Below are 15,108 nucleotides of genomic sequence, written 5' to 3'. Positions count from 1 at the left end.
ACACATTCACAACGCTGCGGATGCGTACCTGCGGTCCTCTGGCGCTACTGCGCCAGTCCCTGCCGGTAGCGATCCTTCTCCGCGCTCAGCGCCACTTCGGCCCGCAGGAAGACCTGGCCGATCGGCTCGTCGGCGCGCGCGGCGTAAGCCTCGCCTACCAGCACGGTCAGGCCATGCGCATGCTGCTGCTCGGCGATCTCGCGCAGCCCCTGCAACTTGCGTTCGGCATCGTTGCCGCGCAGCACCGCGATGAACTCGGCGCTGTCGGTGACCCGGTCCACGCTGTCGCCGCTGGCCTGCAGAAAGCTGGCCAGGGTCTGGTCGAGCTGTTGCAACGCACGTCCGAGCAGGCGCTCGCTTTGCTGCTGGGCCAGGGCGGCCAGTTCCTGCACTTCCAGAATCACCAGGTGATAGCCGGTGTCGGCATCGGTAATGGTCGCGGTGCCCGCCGCCGCCGCAGGAGCGGCCGGCTGCAGGATGGCGTCACGTTCGCGCTGCAGTTCGCGCTGGCGTTCGTCCAGCAGGCGCATGGCGACGCGGGCCAGCGCTTGCAGCCCGGTGCGCTGCGCCTCGTTGAGGGCGCGCGGTTCGGTGTCCAGCACGCAGACCGTGCCCAGCGCCACGCCCTCGGAGGTCACCAGCGGCATGCCCGCGTAGAAACGCGCGCCCACCTCGCCGGTGACCACCGAAATATCGGTGAAGCGCGGGTCCTTGCTCAGGTCCGGCACTTCCATCAAGTGGTCCGGGCTGCGGATCGCGTGGTCGCACACCGCCTGGCTGCGGTCGGTCTGTTGCAGGTCCAGCCCCAGGCGGGCCTTGAACCACTGGCGGTCGCGGTCCACCAGCGACATCAGGGCAATCGGCGTCTCGCACAGCGAGGCGGCCACCTGCACGATGTCCTGGTAGGTGTCTTCGGGCAGGCTGTCGACGATGCGATAGCCATCCAACACCTGTTGGCGCGACGCTTCGTCTGCCATCGGCATGTCTTTCATTGAATGCGCCATGTCAGCAAAAGGAAGGACGCCACGCTAGCGGGCAGGCCGATAACGTGGCGTGGATATCACCTGCGCGCACGCAGGCAGTAAACGCGATCATGCACTAACGGTAACGCGCGCTGCAGTGCGCGTTGCCATGTGGCTGCAAGACTCAGCGTTCGAACGGCTGTCGAGATCCAGCAGGCCACCGTCTGGACGCGTGCGGACGGCTCGCAGAACCGCCGCCTACGTCGTGCCTATCGGACCCACGGATCGGCCGCGCCTGCCTTTGGGAGGGGGCTGCGCGGCCGTGCCGATCAGCGCTTGACCGGCTTGCCGTCGGTGTCCAGCACCTGCACCTCGCCCAGCTTGAGCGCGCGCACCGGGGCTTCGATCTTCTTCAGGTCGCCCACGATCACCCAGGTCATCGCATTGGGCGCGATGATGTCCTTGATGGCGGCTTGTGCGGCCGGCTGATCGATCGCTTCCAGGCGCGGCTTCAGCGTTTGCACGTAGTTGTCCGGGCGGTCGAACTGCACGATGCCTTCGATCGCACCGAGCACCGCACCAGTGGTTTCGAAGCTGCCGGGCAGGGCACGGATGCGCTGGTTCTTGATCTTCTCGATCTCCTCGGTGGTCAGCGGCTTGTCGCCGATGATGGCTGTGGCTTCCTTGAAGATTTCATTGGCGGACTCGGCGGTCTTGTCGGTCTGCACCGGCGCGGAGAACATGTACGGCCGCTGGCCCTGCGCATCCACCAGTTGGGTGCGTGCACCGTAGGCCCAGCGCTTGTTCTCACGCAGGTTCATGTTCAAGCGCGAGGTGAAGGTGCCGCCGAAGGCGCCATTGGCCACCGTGATTGCCAGGTTGTCCGGCGCCTTGGTCGACGGTGCCAGCAGGCCGGCCAGAATCACCGATTGCGGTGCGTCCGGGCGGTTGATCAGGTAGACGCGCGGCTTGGGCTGCGCGGCCACGTTGACCAGGTTCTTCTTCGGCACCGGTGCGGCCGGGGCCTTCCAGTCGCCGAAGGCGGCATCCAGCTGCGGGATGATCTGCGCCAGCGTGGTATCGCCGGCTACCAGGATGCGCAGGTTGTCCGGACGCAGCCACAGGCTGTGGAAGGCCTGCAGGTCCTTGGCATTGAGGCTTTTGATCGCCGCCTCGGTGCCGCTGCCGGTGAGCGGGATACCGTACGGATGCTTGTCGCCGTACATGAGCGGCGGCAGCGCCCGCAGGCCAAGGCTGTTGGGCTGGGTCTTTTCCTGCGCGATCCCTGCCAGCCACTGGCCACGGATGCGCTCGATGTCTGCCGCCTTGAAGGCCGGGTTGCGCACGATGTCGGAGAACAATTGCAGCGACGGCTGCAGCTGGTCGTTGAGGGCATTCAGCGAGGCGCTGCAGCTGTCCAGATCGCAGCCCACCTCGGTGATGGCGCCCAGGCGCTGGCGGCGCTGCGCCACTTCCACCGAATCCAGCGACGCGGTGCTCTCGTTCATCAGCGCGGCGCTGAAGCTGGCGGTGCCAAGCTTCTTGCCCTGGTCGGCGGCGTAGCCGGCGTCGAACAACAGCTCCACCTGCGTGACCGGGATGGTGTGGCGTTCGGCCAGGATCACTTCCACGCCGTTCTTCAGCTTGCCGCGCTGCAGCTGCGGGAAGCTCAGGTCCGGGAAGCTGGCGGTGTCGGGCACGCCCTTGCTGCGATCGAGCTTGCTGGCGGTGACCTTGTACTTGGCCGCGGCCGGCAGCTTGGGCGCGGGCTTGCCCGGCTCGGTGCCGCGCGCGACCACGGCCTTGTCTTCGGCGGCGGGGTCGAAGTCCTTGCCGGCCGGCAGTACGGTGAGCAGGTAGTCGCCCTTGCCGAACCAGGTCGATGCGGCCTGCTTGACGCTGCCGATGGTGGCGGCCTGGCCGCGCTGCAGATCCTGCTTGTAGGCACCCGGGTCGCCGCGATAGACCTGGCCTTCGGCCAGGATCACCGCCTTGCCACCGAAGCCGCCCACCTTCTCCAGGCCGCGCACGAAGCCGGCGCGGTAGGCCACCTGGGCGCGTTGCAGTTCGTCGGCAGTGGGGCCTTCGGCGAGGAACTTCTTCAGCTCTTCATCGATGATGGCCTCGACCTTGGCCGGGTCCACGCCGTCCTTCACGTCGGCCTGGATCTGCATCTGGCTGGCCAGCGCGAACGGCTGGATCGCCGCGGAGACGTCGTCCACCAGCTGGTCCTGATAGACCAGGCGCTGGTACAACCGCGAGGTCTTGCCGCCGCCCAGCACGGTGGTGGCCAAGTCCAGCTGGATCATGTCGTCGGTGCCCAGCTGCGGCGCGGCCCAGGTACGGTAGATGCGCGGCTGCGACACATGGTCGTGCTGCACGCCGCGCTTCTGTGCGGCCAGCGGGGTCACCCACGGCTGCTGACGCGCCACCGGCTTGCCGGACGGGATATCGCCAAAATACTGCTCGGCCTTGGCGCGGGCCTGCGCCACGGTGATGTCGCCCGCCAGCACCAGGGTGGTGTTGGCAGCGCCGTAGTTATCGTTGAACCACTGTTTGACATCCGCAAGCGAGGCGGCGTCCAGGTCTTCCATAGAGCCGATGGTGTCGTGCTGGTACGGATGGTTGGCCGGGAACAGGTTGGACAGGATGTTCTGGTCCACGCGGCCATAGGGGCGGTTTTCGCCCTGGCGCTTTTCGTTCTGCACCACGCCGCGCTGGGTGTCGAGTTCTTCCTGGCCGATGGCGCCGAGCAGGTGGCCCATGCGGTCCGATTCCAGCCACAGCGCGGTATCCAGCGCGGTGGTCGGCACGGTTTCGAAGTAATTGGTGCGGTCGAACCAGGTGGTGCCGTTCATGTCGGTGGTGCCGACCTTTTCCAGCGGCGCGAAGAAGCTGCCCTTGTTGTTTTCCGAGCCGGAGAACATGAGGTGCTCGAACAGGTGCGCGAAGCCGGTCTTGCCAGCCGGCTCGTCGCCGGAACCGATGTGGTACCAGATGCTCACGGCCACCACCGGCGCCTTGTGGTCTTCATGCACCACCACGGTCAGGCCGTTGGGCAGGGTGAAACGGGTGTAGGCGATGTCGGGAATGGCGCTGCTGTTCGCAGTCTTGGACAGGCTGGCCGGGGCGGCCTGTGCGGCGGGCGGAACGGTACCGGCAGCAACGCCGAGCACGCCGGCGATCAACAAGGACAACGGACGCAGCATGTGACACTCCAGGGGCAGGACAATCGGCCGAGGGTAGTGGCTGCCTGGCGGCGTCGCAAATGCCGGTGGTCAGGGGAGGGCGGGTTGGCCGGATGCCTGGCAAACCTTCGGCACCGCAGCGAGCAGATGGGCGTGCCATCGGGACCATGCCGGCCACGTGGGCACAGCGGCAATGGCCACGGGACTAAGCGCGGCTAACAAAACGTAGCGAGCAGCCGTCAGGTGGGTGCGGACGGCGCGGAGGAACCGGAGTGTACGGGGGTACATGCCGATTCCGAGCACCGGCCGCGCCCGCCTGGCGGCTGCGCAGTCGTTTTGATAGCTGCTCCAAGCGGCCCCGGCCGCGCCGGCTCAAGTTGCCCGTCGCCTTGCCGTTACCTGGGGCGACCCACCGTCATCCGACCTGTCAGCCGATTCCTTCATGACCGCCCTGTCGCCGCCCGTCCCGATCCCCGCCAACGACGCCTTGCGCGTGGATGCGGTGCGCCGGCTGGGGGTGCTGGACACCGCGGCCGAAGCCGAATTCGACGACCTCGCCTGGCTGGCCGCGCATATCAGCGGTTCGCCGATGGCGCTGATTTCCCTGCTGGACGCCGACCGCCAGTGGTTCAAGGCGCGCTGCGGCACCGATCTGGAGGGCACGCCGCGCAGCGTGTCGTTCTGCTCGTACACGGTGATGGGCACCGACCTGCTGGAAGTGCCCGATGCCATCGCCGACCCACGGTTCACGCACAACCCGTTGGTGACTGCCGCGCCGGGCATCCGCTCCTATGTGGGCGTGCCGCTGATCGGCCGCGAGGGCTATGCCTACGGCACCTTGTGCATGCTCAGCACCAGGCCACGCGTGCTCGATGAGAACCAGAAACAGGCCTTGATCCGGCTGGCGCGTCAGGCCGTCAATCAGCTGGAGGCGCGCCGCGACCGCCTGGATGCGCAGGCACAGCGGCAGACCTTGAGCCTGTTGCTGGAAGCCATGCCCGATGGCGTGGTGGCCTGCGGCACCGACGGCCTGCTGCGCGAGTTCAATCATGCCGCGCGGCAATGGCACGGCACCGACCCGCGCGTGCTGCCACCGGCGCAATGGGCACAGCACTTCGATCTCTACGCCGCCGATGGCAGCACCGTGCTGCCGACCGACGCGATCCCGCTGGTACGCGCCTGGCGCGGCGAGCATGTGCGCAACGCCGAACTGGTGATCCGTGCCACCGGCCAGCCGCCACGCAGCGTGCTGTGCAACGCCGACCCCATCGATGGCGACCACGGCGTGGCCCTGGGCGCAGTGTGCGTGATGCACGACATCACCCAGCTCAAGGATGCCTCCGCCGCGTTGGCAGCCGAGCGTGCGCGCCTGCAGGCCCTGGTGGACGCCTCGCGCGATGTGGCCATCATCGTGTTCGACCCGCTCGGGCACATCGAGGTCTTCAACCCGGGGGCCGAACGCTTGTTGGGCTACACCGCCGCCGAGGTCATGGGGCAGTGCCCGACACAATTCCATCTGCCCGAAGAACTCGCACGCCACCGCGCCACGCTGGCCGTGCCCGCGCCTTCGTATGTGGCATTGGCTGCCGCCGCAGCCGGTGACCTGCTGGAGCAGGAAGTGTGGACGCTACTGCGCAAGGACGGCAGCCAGCGCCGCGTGCGCTTGAGTTTCAACGTGATCCAGGACGCGCAGCAGGGCCTGACCGGCTACCTGGCGATGGCCATCGACGTCACCGCCGAACTGCAGGCGCAGGCTGCCGCACAGCTGGCCGCTAAGCGCTTCAGTGGCGCCTTTGACACCGCGCCGCAGGGCATGGCCATCGTCTCGCTGGAAGGCCGCTGGAGCGAGATCAACTCCGCGCTCTGCACCCTGTTGGGCTACTCACGCACGCAGCTGCTGGGCATGACCTTCCAGGACGTCACCCACCCGGACGATCTGGATGTGGATCTGGCCTTGCTCGGTGAGCTGCTGGACGGCAAGCGCAACAGCTACACCTTGTCCAAGCGCTATGTCAGCCGGCAGGGCGCGGTGCTATGGACGCTGCTGTCGGTGTCGTTGGTGCGCGATAGCGACGGCGCACCGGTGCATTTCGTCTCGCAGGTGCTGGACGTCACCGAACAGCATGTCGCCGCCGAACGGCTTGCCGAAAGCGAAGCGCGGCTGCGGGCGATCAGCGACGCCACGCCCACGCTGGTCAGCCAGTTCGACGCCGCGCAGCGCTGCCTGTTCGCCAACGAGGCACACCGCAGCTGGCTGGGCGTGGACCCGAACAGTCTGGTCGGCTGCCACATCACCCGCCTGTTGGGCGACGACTTGGGCGAGCCGGTGTACGCCGCGCTCGCTGCGGCCGCCCGCGGCGAGCGCGCCACCTTCGACTACGTGCTGCAGGCCGGTGCGAGCGCACGCGATGTGGAGATCACCCTGGTGCCGGCAACCAAGGGCACGCAGGCGCAGGTGCAAGGGTTTTTCCTGATGGCGCAGGATGTCACCGCGCACAAGACCCTGCACCGCTTGATGCACGAACGCGCCACCCGCGACGCGCTCACCGGCCTGCCCAATCGGCACGCCTGGTCGGAGGCACTGCACACTGCGGTGACGCATGCACAGCAGCAGCACACCGCGGTGGCGGTGATGTTTCTGGACCTGGATGGCTTCAAGCGGATCAACGACGTGCACGGCCATCGCGCCGGCGACGCCGTGCTGGTGGCCTTCGGCCGCTGCCTGCAGCAGGCAGTGGGCACGCGCTACCTGGTGGCACGCCTGGCTGGCGACGAATTCGTGGTGCTGCTGGACGACCTGCACGCCCCGGAGCGCGAATGCGCCGCCGTGGCCGAGCGTATCCGCAACGCCGTGGCTGCCGGCACCACCTTCGGCGAGCAATGGCTGCCGATCCAGCCCAGCATCGGCGTGGCCTGGCAACGCGGCAGCACCGCCGACACTGCCAGCCTGATGCACGCCGCCGATGAAGCAATGTATGCCGCCAAGCGTGCGCGCTGCGGCGATGGCGAGACGCCCACTGGGCGTGACGCGGCGCGCTGAGTTTCTGGGCGCGGTTGTACCGACGATGTCTGCATGCCGTGTCTTCTTCTCTCATCGGGAGAAGGACCCGCAGAGCGGATGAAGATGCCGCGCTGGATCAATCAAATCATTGATGCGCTGACAGCCGGTCAATGCGTTGCACGCATGAGCCGCGGCACTACAAAGCAGCAATCAACCGCGTCACTACATGGCGAAACCCAGTCACCAGCAGCTGTTTAGAAGCAAGCCGATCAACCACTTCCTTCTCCCGTCGGGAGAAGGTGCCCGCAGGGCGGATGAGGGTACGGGCGCCAGATCAATCGAGTGGAAAGTCGAATGCACATAGAACGACTGCATTGCAAAAAGCAGCAATCAAATACGTAAGTGCATGCGAGGCGCGGCGGTTAGCAGTTACTTCAACGCAACCGAACAACTGCGTCCATCTCGCCTGGAGAAGAGGGCAGAAGAGTGTTGCCAAGCGCGTTGAGGGTACTGCCTCCGCACGCGGTATGGATTGTCAATGCTTCGCAGGTAGCAGATGCAGCTGGCGAATTTGGTCTGACATTGCAAACGCCAGAAGTGAAACACCAATGCTCAACCACAAGCGCGGCAGAAACCGTGGCACTTCATTACAAGTCTGCTATCGCCTCGGCCCCGGAAGCTCACTAAGCGCCTGCTAGTGCACTGCACACCAACATCCGCGGTGCGCAGTGCCTGCCAATACAGAACGTCAGGCGGCCTGTACGTGCCGCTGCCGCTGCTCGGCCTGTGCCGGCACCAAGCGGAACACCGACACCGCGCGCGTCAGCTCGGCGGCCTGATCTTCCAGGCTGCGCGCTGCGGCGGTGGCTTCTTCTACCAGCGCTGCGTTTTGCTGGGTCATTTCATCCAGTTGCATCACCGTGGTGCTGACCTGCTCGATGCCAGCGCTCTGTTCGGTACTGGCGGCGGTGATCTCGGCCATGATGTCGGTCACCCGCTTCACCGAACTCACCACCTCGGTCATCGTGCTGCCGGCCTGTTCCACCAGGCCCGAGCCTTGCTCGACCTTTTCCACCGAGTCGGAAATCAGCTGCTTGATTTCCTTTGCCGCGCCAGCCGAACGCTGCGCCAACGCACGTACTTCGCTGGCCACCACCGCAAACCCGCGGCCCTGTTCGCCGGCACGTGCGGCTTCCACCGCGGCGTTCAACGCAAGGATATTGGTCTGGAAAGCGATGCCGTCGATCACCCCGATGATGTCGGAAATGCGTGCGGACGATTGCGTGATCGCCAGCATGGTGCTGACCACTTCCTGCACCACGCGGCCGCCGCTTTCGGCTACGTCACCGGTGCCCTTGACCAGTTGATTGGCCTGGCGCGCGTTGTCGGCGTTCTGGCGCACGGTGGAGGTGAGTTCCTCCATGGAGGCAGCGGTTTCTTCGAGGTTGGCAGCCTGATGCTCGGTGCGCGTGGACAGGTCGGAATTGCCGCTGGCGATCTCACCGGCCGCAGTGTTGATCATCTCTGCCGACTGCTGGATGCCTTGCACGATAGTAGTGAGCTGGATCGCGGTGCGGTTGGCCGCATTGGCCAGGCGCCCGAACGCACCTTCGTAATGCGATTCCACCCGCTGCGACAAATCGCCGTCGGCGATCGCGGCCATGATGCGGCCGACATCGTCCAGGCCGGCGTCGGCCTGCTGCATCAAACGGTTGAGCGCCTGCACCATTTCCGCGAAGGCGAACTGATAGCGCGCCTGGTCGCCACGTGCGGAGAAATCGCCGCGCGCGGCGGCATCGGCAAGCCGCGCGATATCGCCATTGATCGCCGACAGATTGGTCTTCACCGTGTCCAGCGCCTCATGCAGCGCTGCGCGCTGGCCGGGCAGGCGGCGCATGTCGCGGCGCAGATCGCCGCGGCCATAGTCGCTCATCACATCCATCGCTTCGTTGATGGCGTCCAGGTGCTCGAAGACCACTGTGTTCACGCCATGCGCCAGGCTGCCGTAATCGCCGGGGAAGTCTTCCGGGATGCGGTGCGCGATGTTTTCCCCCTGCTGCAGGCGGATCATGGTCTGCATCTCGCCATTGAAGCGCTGCAGCTGGGTTTGCATCTGCGCCATGCTGTGCATCAGCTGGCCGGTTTCATCGCGCGACTCGACGCGGATGTCGTTGTCGAACCGGCCCGAAGCGATCGCCTCGGCGGTGCGCGTTGCAGCACGCAGCGGTGCAGCCATGGCCGAGGCAATCAACCAGCACAGGCCGATCACCATGGCTACCAGCGCGCCGCCGATCAGCGTCAGCGTGCGGGTGAATCCCCACGCCTGCACCTGGATGTCTTCGGCGTACACGCCCATCACCAGCACCCAGTTCCAGGCCGGAAACACCTTGGCATAGCTGATCTTGGGCAACTGCTCTCTCTTGCCGGGCTTGGGCGCGTCGTAGTAGCTGAAGCCATCGCCGCTGTCGATGGCGGTCTTGATATCGCGGTAGACGTACTGCCCGGCGTCACTCTTGTAATCGGACATGTCCGTGCCGACCGGCCGCTTGGGATGCATCAGGATGCGCATCTGCGGGTCGACGATGAAGAAGTAATCCACGCCGTCATTGGTGCGCATATCCGCCAGCGTGGTACGCGCCGCTTCCATGGCTTGTTGCTTGCTCAGCTCGCCGGCCTTCACCTTGTCGGCGTAGTGCTGCATCACCGTCAGGCCCATTTCCACTTCGGTCTTGACGCTGAGCTTGCGTGCTTCGACCAGATCCAGGTATTGCAGACGCGCTGCGGCAACCGCCAGCAGGATCACGCCAACGGCGAGCAGCGTGCACAACAGGACGAACTTGCGGGTGAGTGGGAGATTGGCAACATGCCGGCGCAACGAACTGACGAGATACATGAAGGATGTCCACAAAGACGCGGGAGCGTTGTCGTGGATATCGGCTGTTTCACGCGGCGATTTAATGCTATCTGCGGCCGCGCCTGCTTGTCTGCAGCCGCACGGAAACCGGTAGGAGCGGCCTTGGGCGGGATGGGCGTTATCGGCAATGCCTCATCGCGCCCGAGGGCGCTCCTACGGGGCATTGCGTGTGATTGGATTACTGCGTGATGCATCCGATCGAGCGGCGCTGTTGCCGTCACGACATGTGCGAATGCTGATTCGAACGCGCTCCGAGGTTGCAGCTTCGTAGGAGCGCCCTTGGGCGCGATGGGCCTTATCGGCAATGCCCATCGCGCCCGAGGGCGCTCCTACGGAAAGATTGTGTGGTTCTGCGGTGTTGCTACTCGATCACGGCTGTCGCTGCGATCTTGCGGCGTCTTCGTCAACCAGATGACCGTGCAGACGCTGGACAACGTTCCAACGCCAAAAAAACGTAGGAGCGCCCTTGGGCGCGATGGGCTTTATCGGGAATGCCCATCGCGCCCAAGGGCGCTCCTACGAGGTCGTGGGTTAGGCGCCGCAGGTGATCATCAACCTGCTACGCAGCGCCTCCACAATGCCACTGCATGTTGCAAAGGTAGCGGACACGGGAGCCGTACCCGCCACAGTGCACTCAGCTCGCGGCGCAGAAGCCGAACTCGGCGGTGGCGCCGGCTGCCAGGGTGCGGTTGAAGTCCACGCCGCTGGCTCTGAGCGTGCTGCCGCTCTGCGACCAGGTCGCATTCCAGGCGTTGTTGACCGTACCGGTGACCGGCACCGCGATCGACCAGGTGCCGCTGGCGGTGCCGGTGTTGGTCACCTGCACGCGGTTGCAATAGCCGCCGTTCCAGCTGTTGTCCACGATCACCTTGGTGCTGAAGGTGCTGGTGCCCGGGGTGGGCGTCGGCGTGGGGGTAGGCGTCGGTGTCGGTGTGGGCGTAGGTGTGGGAGTCGGCGTCGGCGTGGTATTGCCGGCGGTGCCCCACAGCGTGCGCAGCAGGGTCATCTTGTCCTGGCGCACGCTGGTCCAGTCATCGCGCAGGATGCCGCCGGTGTCGCCGCTGTTGGGATTCCACGACCAGTAGAAGCCCTGGTTGATGCCCTTGCTGCGCAGGTACTTCACCAGCGCGTCCTGCCAGGTCTTGTCGCGTGCGTCGCCTTCGCCGTACTTGCCACCGAACTCGCCCAGCAACAGCGCATGCGTGCCGGCGAACTGACCGAAATGGCGTTCCCAGATGGCGGGCATGTTGTTGGGGAAGTTGCTGTCGTTGAAGTACGACTGCACGAACACGTCCGGGCCGTACACGTGCGGGGCCAGCAGCAGGCGGTTGGCCGGGATGTTGAGCGGGGTGCAGGCCAGCGGCTGCAGGTTGCCGCCCCAGAAGATGCCGCCGTTGGTGGAGCACACCGGGTTGTCGGTGATGCCTTCCACCGCGATCAGCCACTTCGGCGCGACCGCCAACACCGCGGCCGAGCCGCGCTCGGCAGCCTTGTTCCAATCGGTGGCGGCGTTGCCGGTACCCCAGGTGGCGGCGCCGTGCGGTTCGTTCTTCAGATCCAGGCCGAGTACATACGGCACGTTCTTGTAGCGGTTGGCCACAAAGCGCAGGTCGGCCAGCCACTGTGCCTCGGTATAGGAGCCGGTGTACCAGAGCTCGGAAATGCCGGCGCAATCGGGGGTGTGGTGATCCAGCAGCACATACATGCCGCGCGCATTGAATTCGGCGATCACCTTGTCGAGGATCTGCAGCGAGGTCAGGCCCTGCAGGTCGGCGTTGCGGCTGTAGTCGATGCTGGCCGGCATGGTGTCGCTACGCAGCGTGGCCGGGCAGAACGGCAGGCGCACGGCGTTGAAGCCCAGGCCCTGCATCTGCACGATCATGTCCTTCCAGTTGCGTGCCCACAGGCCATGCATCACGTGGTTGCCGGTTTCGAAGCCGAACACGTTCACACCCTTGAGCTGCACGACCTTGCCGCTGTCGTCGACGATCTGCCTGCTGTTGTTGATGGAATAGCTGAAGGCCGGCCCGGCGGCCAGTGCGAGGGCGGTGGCCAAAGCGAGCGTGCTTGCGGTCCTGAATATGGACATGGTGATCTCCCTAGAGAACCGGGCTCGACACCCGAGCGCGGTAAGGCGGGCATCTTGGTCTGTGCGCGCGTCGCGTGGTGTGATCGTCCCCACAGAAAACACCATTGCCGCACCGATCACATCGCGGCTGCGGGAGCGGTCGCTTTCCCGCACACTAGTGCCCCCTGCGCGCTGTCCGCAGGACTGTCGTTCTTGTCCCTGGAGTGTCCCCCATGTCCTTCCTGCGCACCGAACTGGCGCAATGGCGCGCCTCGCCTGCGCGCGAACTGATGGCTGGCGCCGTTGCCACGTTCGCCCTGATTCCCGAAGTCATCGCCTTTGCGTTCGTCGCAGGCGTGGACCCGCAGGTCGGCTTGTTCGCGTCGTTTGTGATCGGCATCGTGATCGCGTTTTGTGGCGGACGGCCGGCGATGATTTCCGCAGCCGCCGGCTCGGTGGCGCTGGTGGCTGCGCCGCTGGTGGCCACGCATGGGTTGCCGTATCTGCTCGCCGCCGGGCTGCTCGCCGGGCTGGTGCAGATCGTGTTCGGGCTGCTGCGCCTGGGCGTGCTGATGCGCTTTGTCAGCAGCTCGGTGCGGACCGGGTTCGTCAACGCGCTGGCGGTGCTGATCTTCGCCGCGCAGCTGCCGCACCTGCTCGGTGCCAACCCCACCACCTGGGTCACGCTGGGCGTGGGCCTGGCCATCATCTACGGCCTGCCGCGGTTGCGGCTGCCCGGTGTCTCAGCCATTCCGTCGCCGCTGCTGTGCATCCTGCTGCTCACGGTGGCCAGCAGCGCGCTGCACCTGCCGCTGAAGACGGTGGCCGACCTGGGCAAGCTGCCCACCGCGCTGCCGTTCCTGCAATGGCCCGGCGTGCCGTTGACGCTGGAGACCTTGCGCATCATCGCGCTGCCGGCGCTGGCCATCGCAATGGTGGGCCTGCTCGAATCGATGATGACCGCGCGCGTGGTCGATGAACTCACCGACACGCCCAGCAACAAGAACCGCGAATGCACCGGCCTGGGCCTGGCCAATGCGGCCGCCAGCCTGTTCGGCGGCATCGCCGGTTGCGGCATGATCGGGCAGACCGTGGGCAACGTGAAATACGGCGGCCGCGGCCGGCTGTCGACGCTGTTTGCCGGCGTGTTCCTGCTGATCCTGATGGTGCTGCTCAAGCCGTGGGTGTCGCAGGTGCCGGTGGTGGCGTTGGTGGCGATCATGGTGATGGTCTCGGCCGAGACCTTCGACTGGCGCTCGCTGCGCACCGTGATCACCCACCCGCGCACCTCCAGCGTGGTGATGCTGGCCACGGTCGCAGTGACCCTGGCCACCCACAACCTGGCCGCTGGCGTGGCGGTGGGCGTGCTGCTGAGCGGGGTGTTCTTCACCTTCAAGGTGTCCGGACTGCTGCAGATCGTCCCCAGCGACGCGGCCAACCCGCTGCGCACCTACAGCGTGCGCGGGCAGGTGTTCTTCGCCTCGGCCGATGTGTTCATCGATGCCTTCGATGCCCGCGACGTGCCCGGCCAGCAGGTCATCATCGACGTGAGCCGCGCGCACTTCTGGGACATCACCGCGGTGGCGGCGCTGGACAAGGTGGTGCAGCGCCTGCGCCACCACGGCTTGCAGGTCCAAGTGCAGGGCCTGAATGCCGCCAGCCGGCGGCTGATGCAGGCCCACGCCCTGGGCGAGGATGCGCTGGAATCGGCCCTGCCCTGAGCCAGGCCGCGGCCCCTGTACCCGCATGGCGTCAGGGGCCGGCAACGGCGGGATTGACCTTGCTGGCCGCGCGCTGAGCGGGGCCGGGCAGCGGACTCAAGTTCGCCCCCCAGACGCCGATGAACCGACATCTCTGATTGCGGTGATCTGTCGTGATACCAGTGCGTACCCGCCACAGGCCTGAGCCTGCCTGTCACCGGTGTTCCCGGCGGGCGCCGGTGCGTGCGGTGCCGCCACCATGACCGAAGCGCCGCTGCTGGAACGGATGGTCGACCTGACCGCCATCCGCGACGCCGATCTGCTCGATCTCACCCTGCTGCGCACCGTGCGCGAAGTGTGTGCGGCCGAAGAATTGTCGCTGCTGCGCATCGCCCCCGATGGCCGCAGCATGGCCGAAACCCGGTTGCGCGAGGACGGCCGGCTGTCGCTGACGGTGGCCGAGATCCACGACGCTTCCACGCGCGCGCTGCTGGCGCACGTGCGCGGCCCGGGCGAAGTGGTGCAGCTGCAGCACGACGGCCGCGCGCTGCTGGTCTACCCGATGATGGAAGCGCGCGGCATCCGCACCTGTCTGCGCGTGGGCGGCACGCAGGCCCCCGGCGCTGCCGAGCAGCTCTTGCTGCAGGGCTTTGCACGCTTTTTCCAGAACTACCGCAGCCTGCTCGACGACGCCCAGCGCGACGCACTTACGGGCCTGCGCAATCGCAAGACCTTCGACGACATGATCCTGCGCCTGTTCGCCGCCAACGCGGATGGCGCGCAGGAGAACGCGGTGTGGCTGGGCATCGTGGACATCGACCATTTCAAGCGCGTCAACGACACCTTCGGGCATTTGTATGGCGACGAGGTGCTGCTGCTGGTGGCCCAGCTGATGCAGCGCTGCTTCCGTCAGGACGATCTGCTGTTCCGTTTCGGTGGCGAGGAGTTCGTGATCGTGTTGCGCGGGGTGGACCGCGACACCGCAGTGAGCCTGTTCGAGCGCTTCCGGCGCGCGGTGGCCGAGCACAGTTTCCCGCAAGTGGGCACGGTGACCTTGAGCACCGGCATCGTCGAACTCAGCGATGGCCGGCTGGTCAGCCAGATGCTGGACGAAGCCGACAAGGCGCTGTACTGGGCCAAGCAGCACGGCCGCAACCGCGCGGCGGTGCACAGCGAACTGATCGCCAGCGGGCAGATGCAGCGGGTGGACCAGCAGACCGGCAGCGTGGATCTGTTCTGAGTTTGCATGGCGCCACCGTCAAGGCGCCTCGTACG

General features: G+C 66.2%; 6 protein-coding genes, 1 other RNA gene and 1 pseudogene. 3 read left to right on the top strand and 5 right to left on the bottom strand.

Going from position 1 to position 15,108, the window contains the following annotated elements:
- Positions 1-44: 44 nt before the first annotated feature.
- The 3 genes from XCC_RS18255 to XCC_RS18245 all read right to left on the bottom strand — a co-directional run bounded on the left by XCC_RS18255 (position 45) and on the right by XCC_RS18245 (position 4,438).
- Entirely contained in the window at positions 45-992 is a 948-nt protein-coding gene (locus XCC_RS18255) for a GAF domain-containing protein (protein ID WP_014509062.1), read from the bottom strand.
- Positions 993-1,291: 299 nt separating this feature from the next.
- The gene (locus XCC_RS18250) at positions 1,292-4,171 is read right to left on the bottom strand and encodes a M16 family metallopeptidase (protein WP_011038616.1); all 2,880 of its coding nucleotides are present in this window, start codon (positions 4,169-4,171) and stop codon (positions 1,292-1,294) included.
- A gap of 192 nt (positions 4,172-4,363) precedes the next feature.
- Positions 4,364-4,438, bottom strand: a non-coding RNA gene (locus tag XCC_RS18245) — sX9 sRNA.
- A gap of 35 nt (positions 4,439-4,473) precedes the next feature.
- Between XCC_RS18245 and XCC_RS18240 the strand changes: the two are divergent.
- Positions 4,474-7,190 (top strand): annotated as a pseudogene (locus XCC_RS18240) (PAS domain S-box protein).
- Between the two features lie 709 nt (positions 7,191-7,899).
- Here the strand turns inward: XCC_RS18240 and XCC_RS18235 are convergent.
- Together XCC_RS18235 and XCC_RS18230 are read right to left on the bottom strand one after the other, a co-directional pair.
- Positions 7,900-10,026 (bottom strand): methyl-accepting chemotaxis protein, encoded by a 2,127-nt coding sequence (locus XCC_RS18235; RefSeq protein WP_029628846.1) that lies wholly within the window; start codon positions 10,024-10,026, stop codon positions 7,900-7,902.
- A 673-nt stretch (positions 10,027-10,699) separates the two neighbouring features.
- Positions 10,700-12,154: a cellulase family glycosylhydrolase gene (locus XCC_RS18230; protein WP_011038613.1), complete on the bottom strand. Its 1,455-nt coding sequence runs from the start codon at positions 12,152-12,154 to the stop codon at positions 10,700-10,702.
- 212 nt (positions 12,155-12,366) lie between these two features.
- Between XCC_RS18230 and XCC_RS18225 the strand changes: the two genes are divergently transcribed.
- Complete coding sequence (locus XCC_RS18225; RefSeq protein WP_012437314.1) at positions 12,367-13,854, top strand: SulP family inorganic anion transporter; 1,488 nt, start codon at positions 12,367-12,369, stop codon at positions 13,852-13,854.
- Between the two features lie 238 nt (positions 13,855-14,092).
- Entirely contained in the window at positions 14,093-15,073 is a 981-nt protein-coding gene (locus tag XCC_RS18220) for a GGDEF domain-containing protein (RefSeq protein ID WP_043877867.1), read from the top strand.
- Positions 15,074-15,108: the final 35 nt, after the last annotated feature.

Source organism: Xanthomonas campestris pv. campestris str. ATCC 33913, from assembly GCF_000007145.1.
GTDB classification, from domain to species: domain Bacteria; phylum Pseudomonadota; class Gammaproteobacteria; order Xanthomonadales; family Xanthomonadaceae; genus Xanthomonas; species Xanthomonas campestris.
This window is presented reverse-complemented; position numbering and strand designations above follow the sequence as displayed.

What these genes read in the sequence shown, in the direction of transcription:
- XCC_RS18230 (WP_011038613.1), bottom strand. Translation starts at nt 12,154, where the DNA reads ATGTCCATATTCAGGACCGCAAGCACGCTCGCTTTGGCCACCGCCCTC.
- XCC_RS18255 (WP_014509062.1), bottom strand. Translation starts at nt 992, where the DNA reads ATGAAAGACATGCCGATGGCAGACGAAGCGTCGCGCCAACAGGTGTTG.
- XCC_RS18220 (WP_043877867.1), top strand. Translation starts at nt 14,093, where the DNA reads ATGACCGAAGCGCCGCTGCTGGAACGGATGGTCGACCTGACCGCCATC.
- XCC_RS18250 (WP_011038616.1), bottom strand. Translation starts at nt 4,171, where the DNA reads ATGCTGCGTCCGTTGTCCTTGTTGATCGCCGGCGTGCTCGGCGTTGCT.
- XCC_RS18225 (WP_012437314.1), top strand. Translation starts at nt 12,367, where the DNA reads ATGTCCTTCCTGCGCACCGAACTGGCGCAATGGCGCGCCTCGCCTGCG.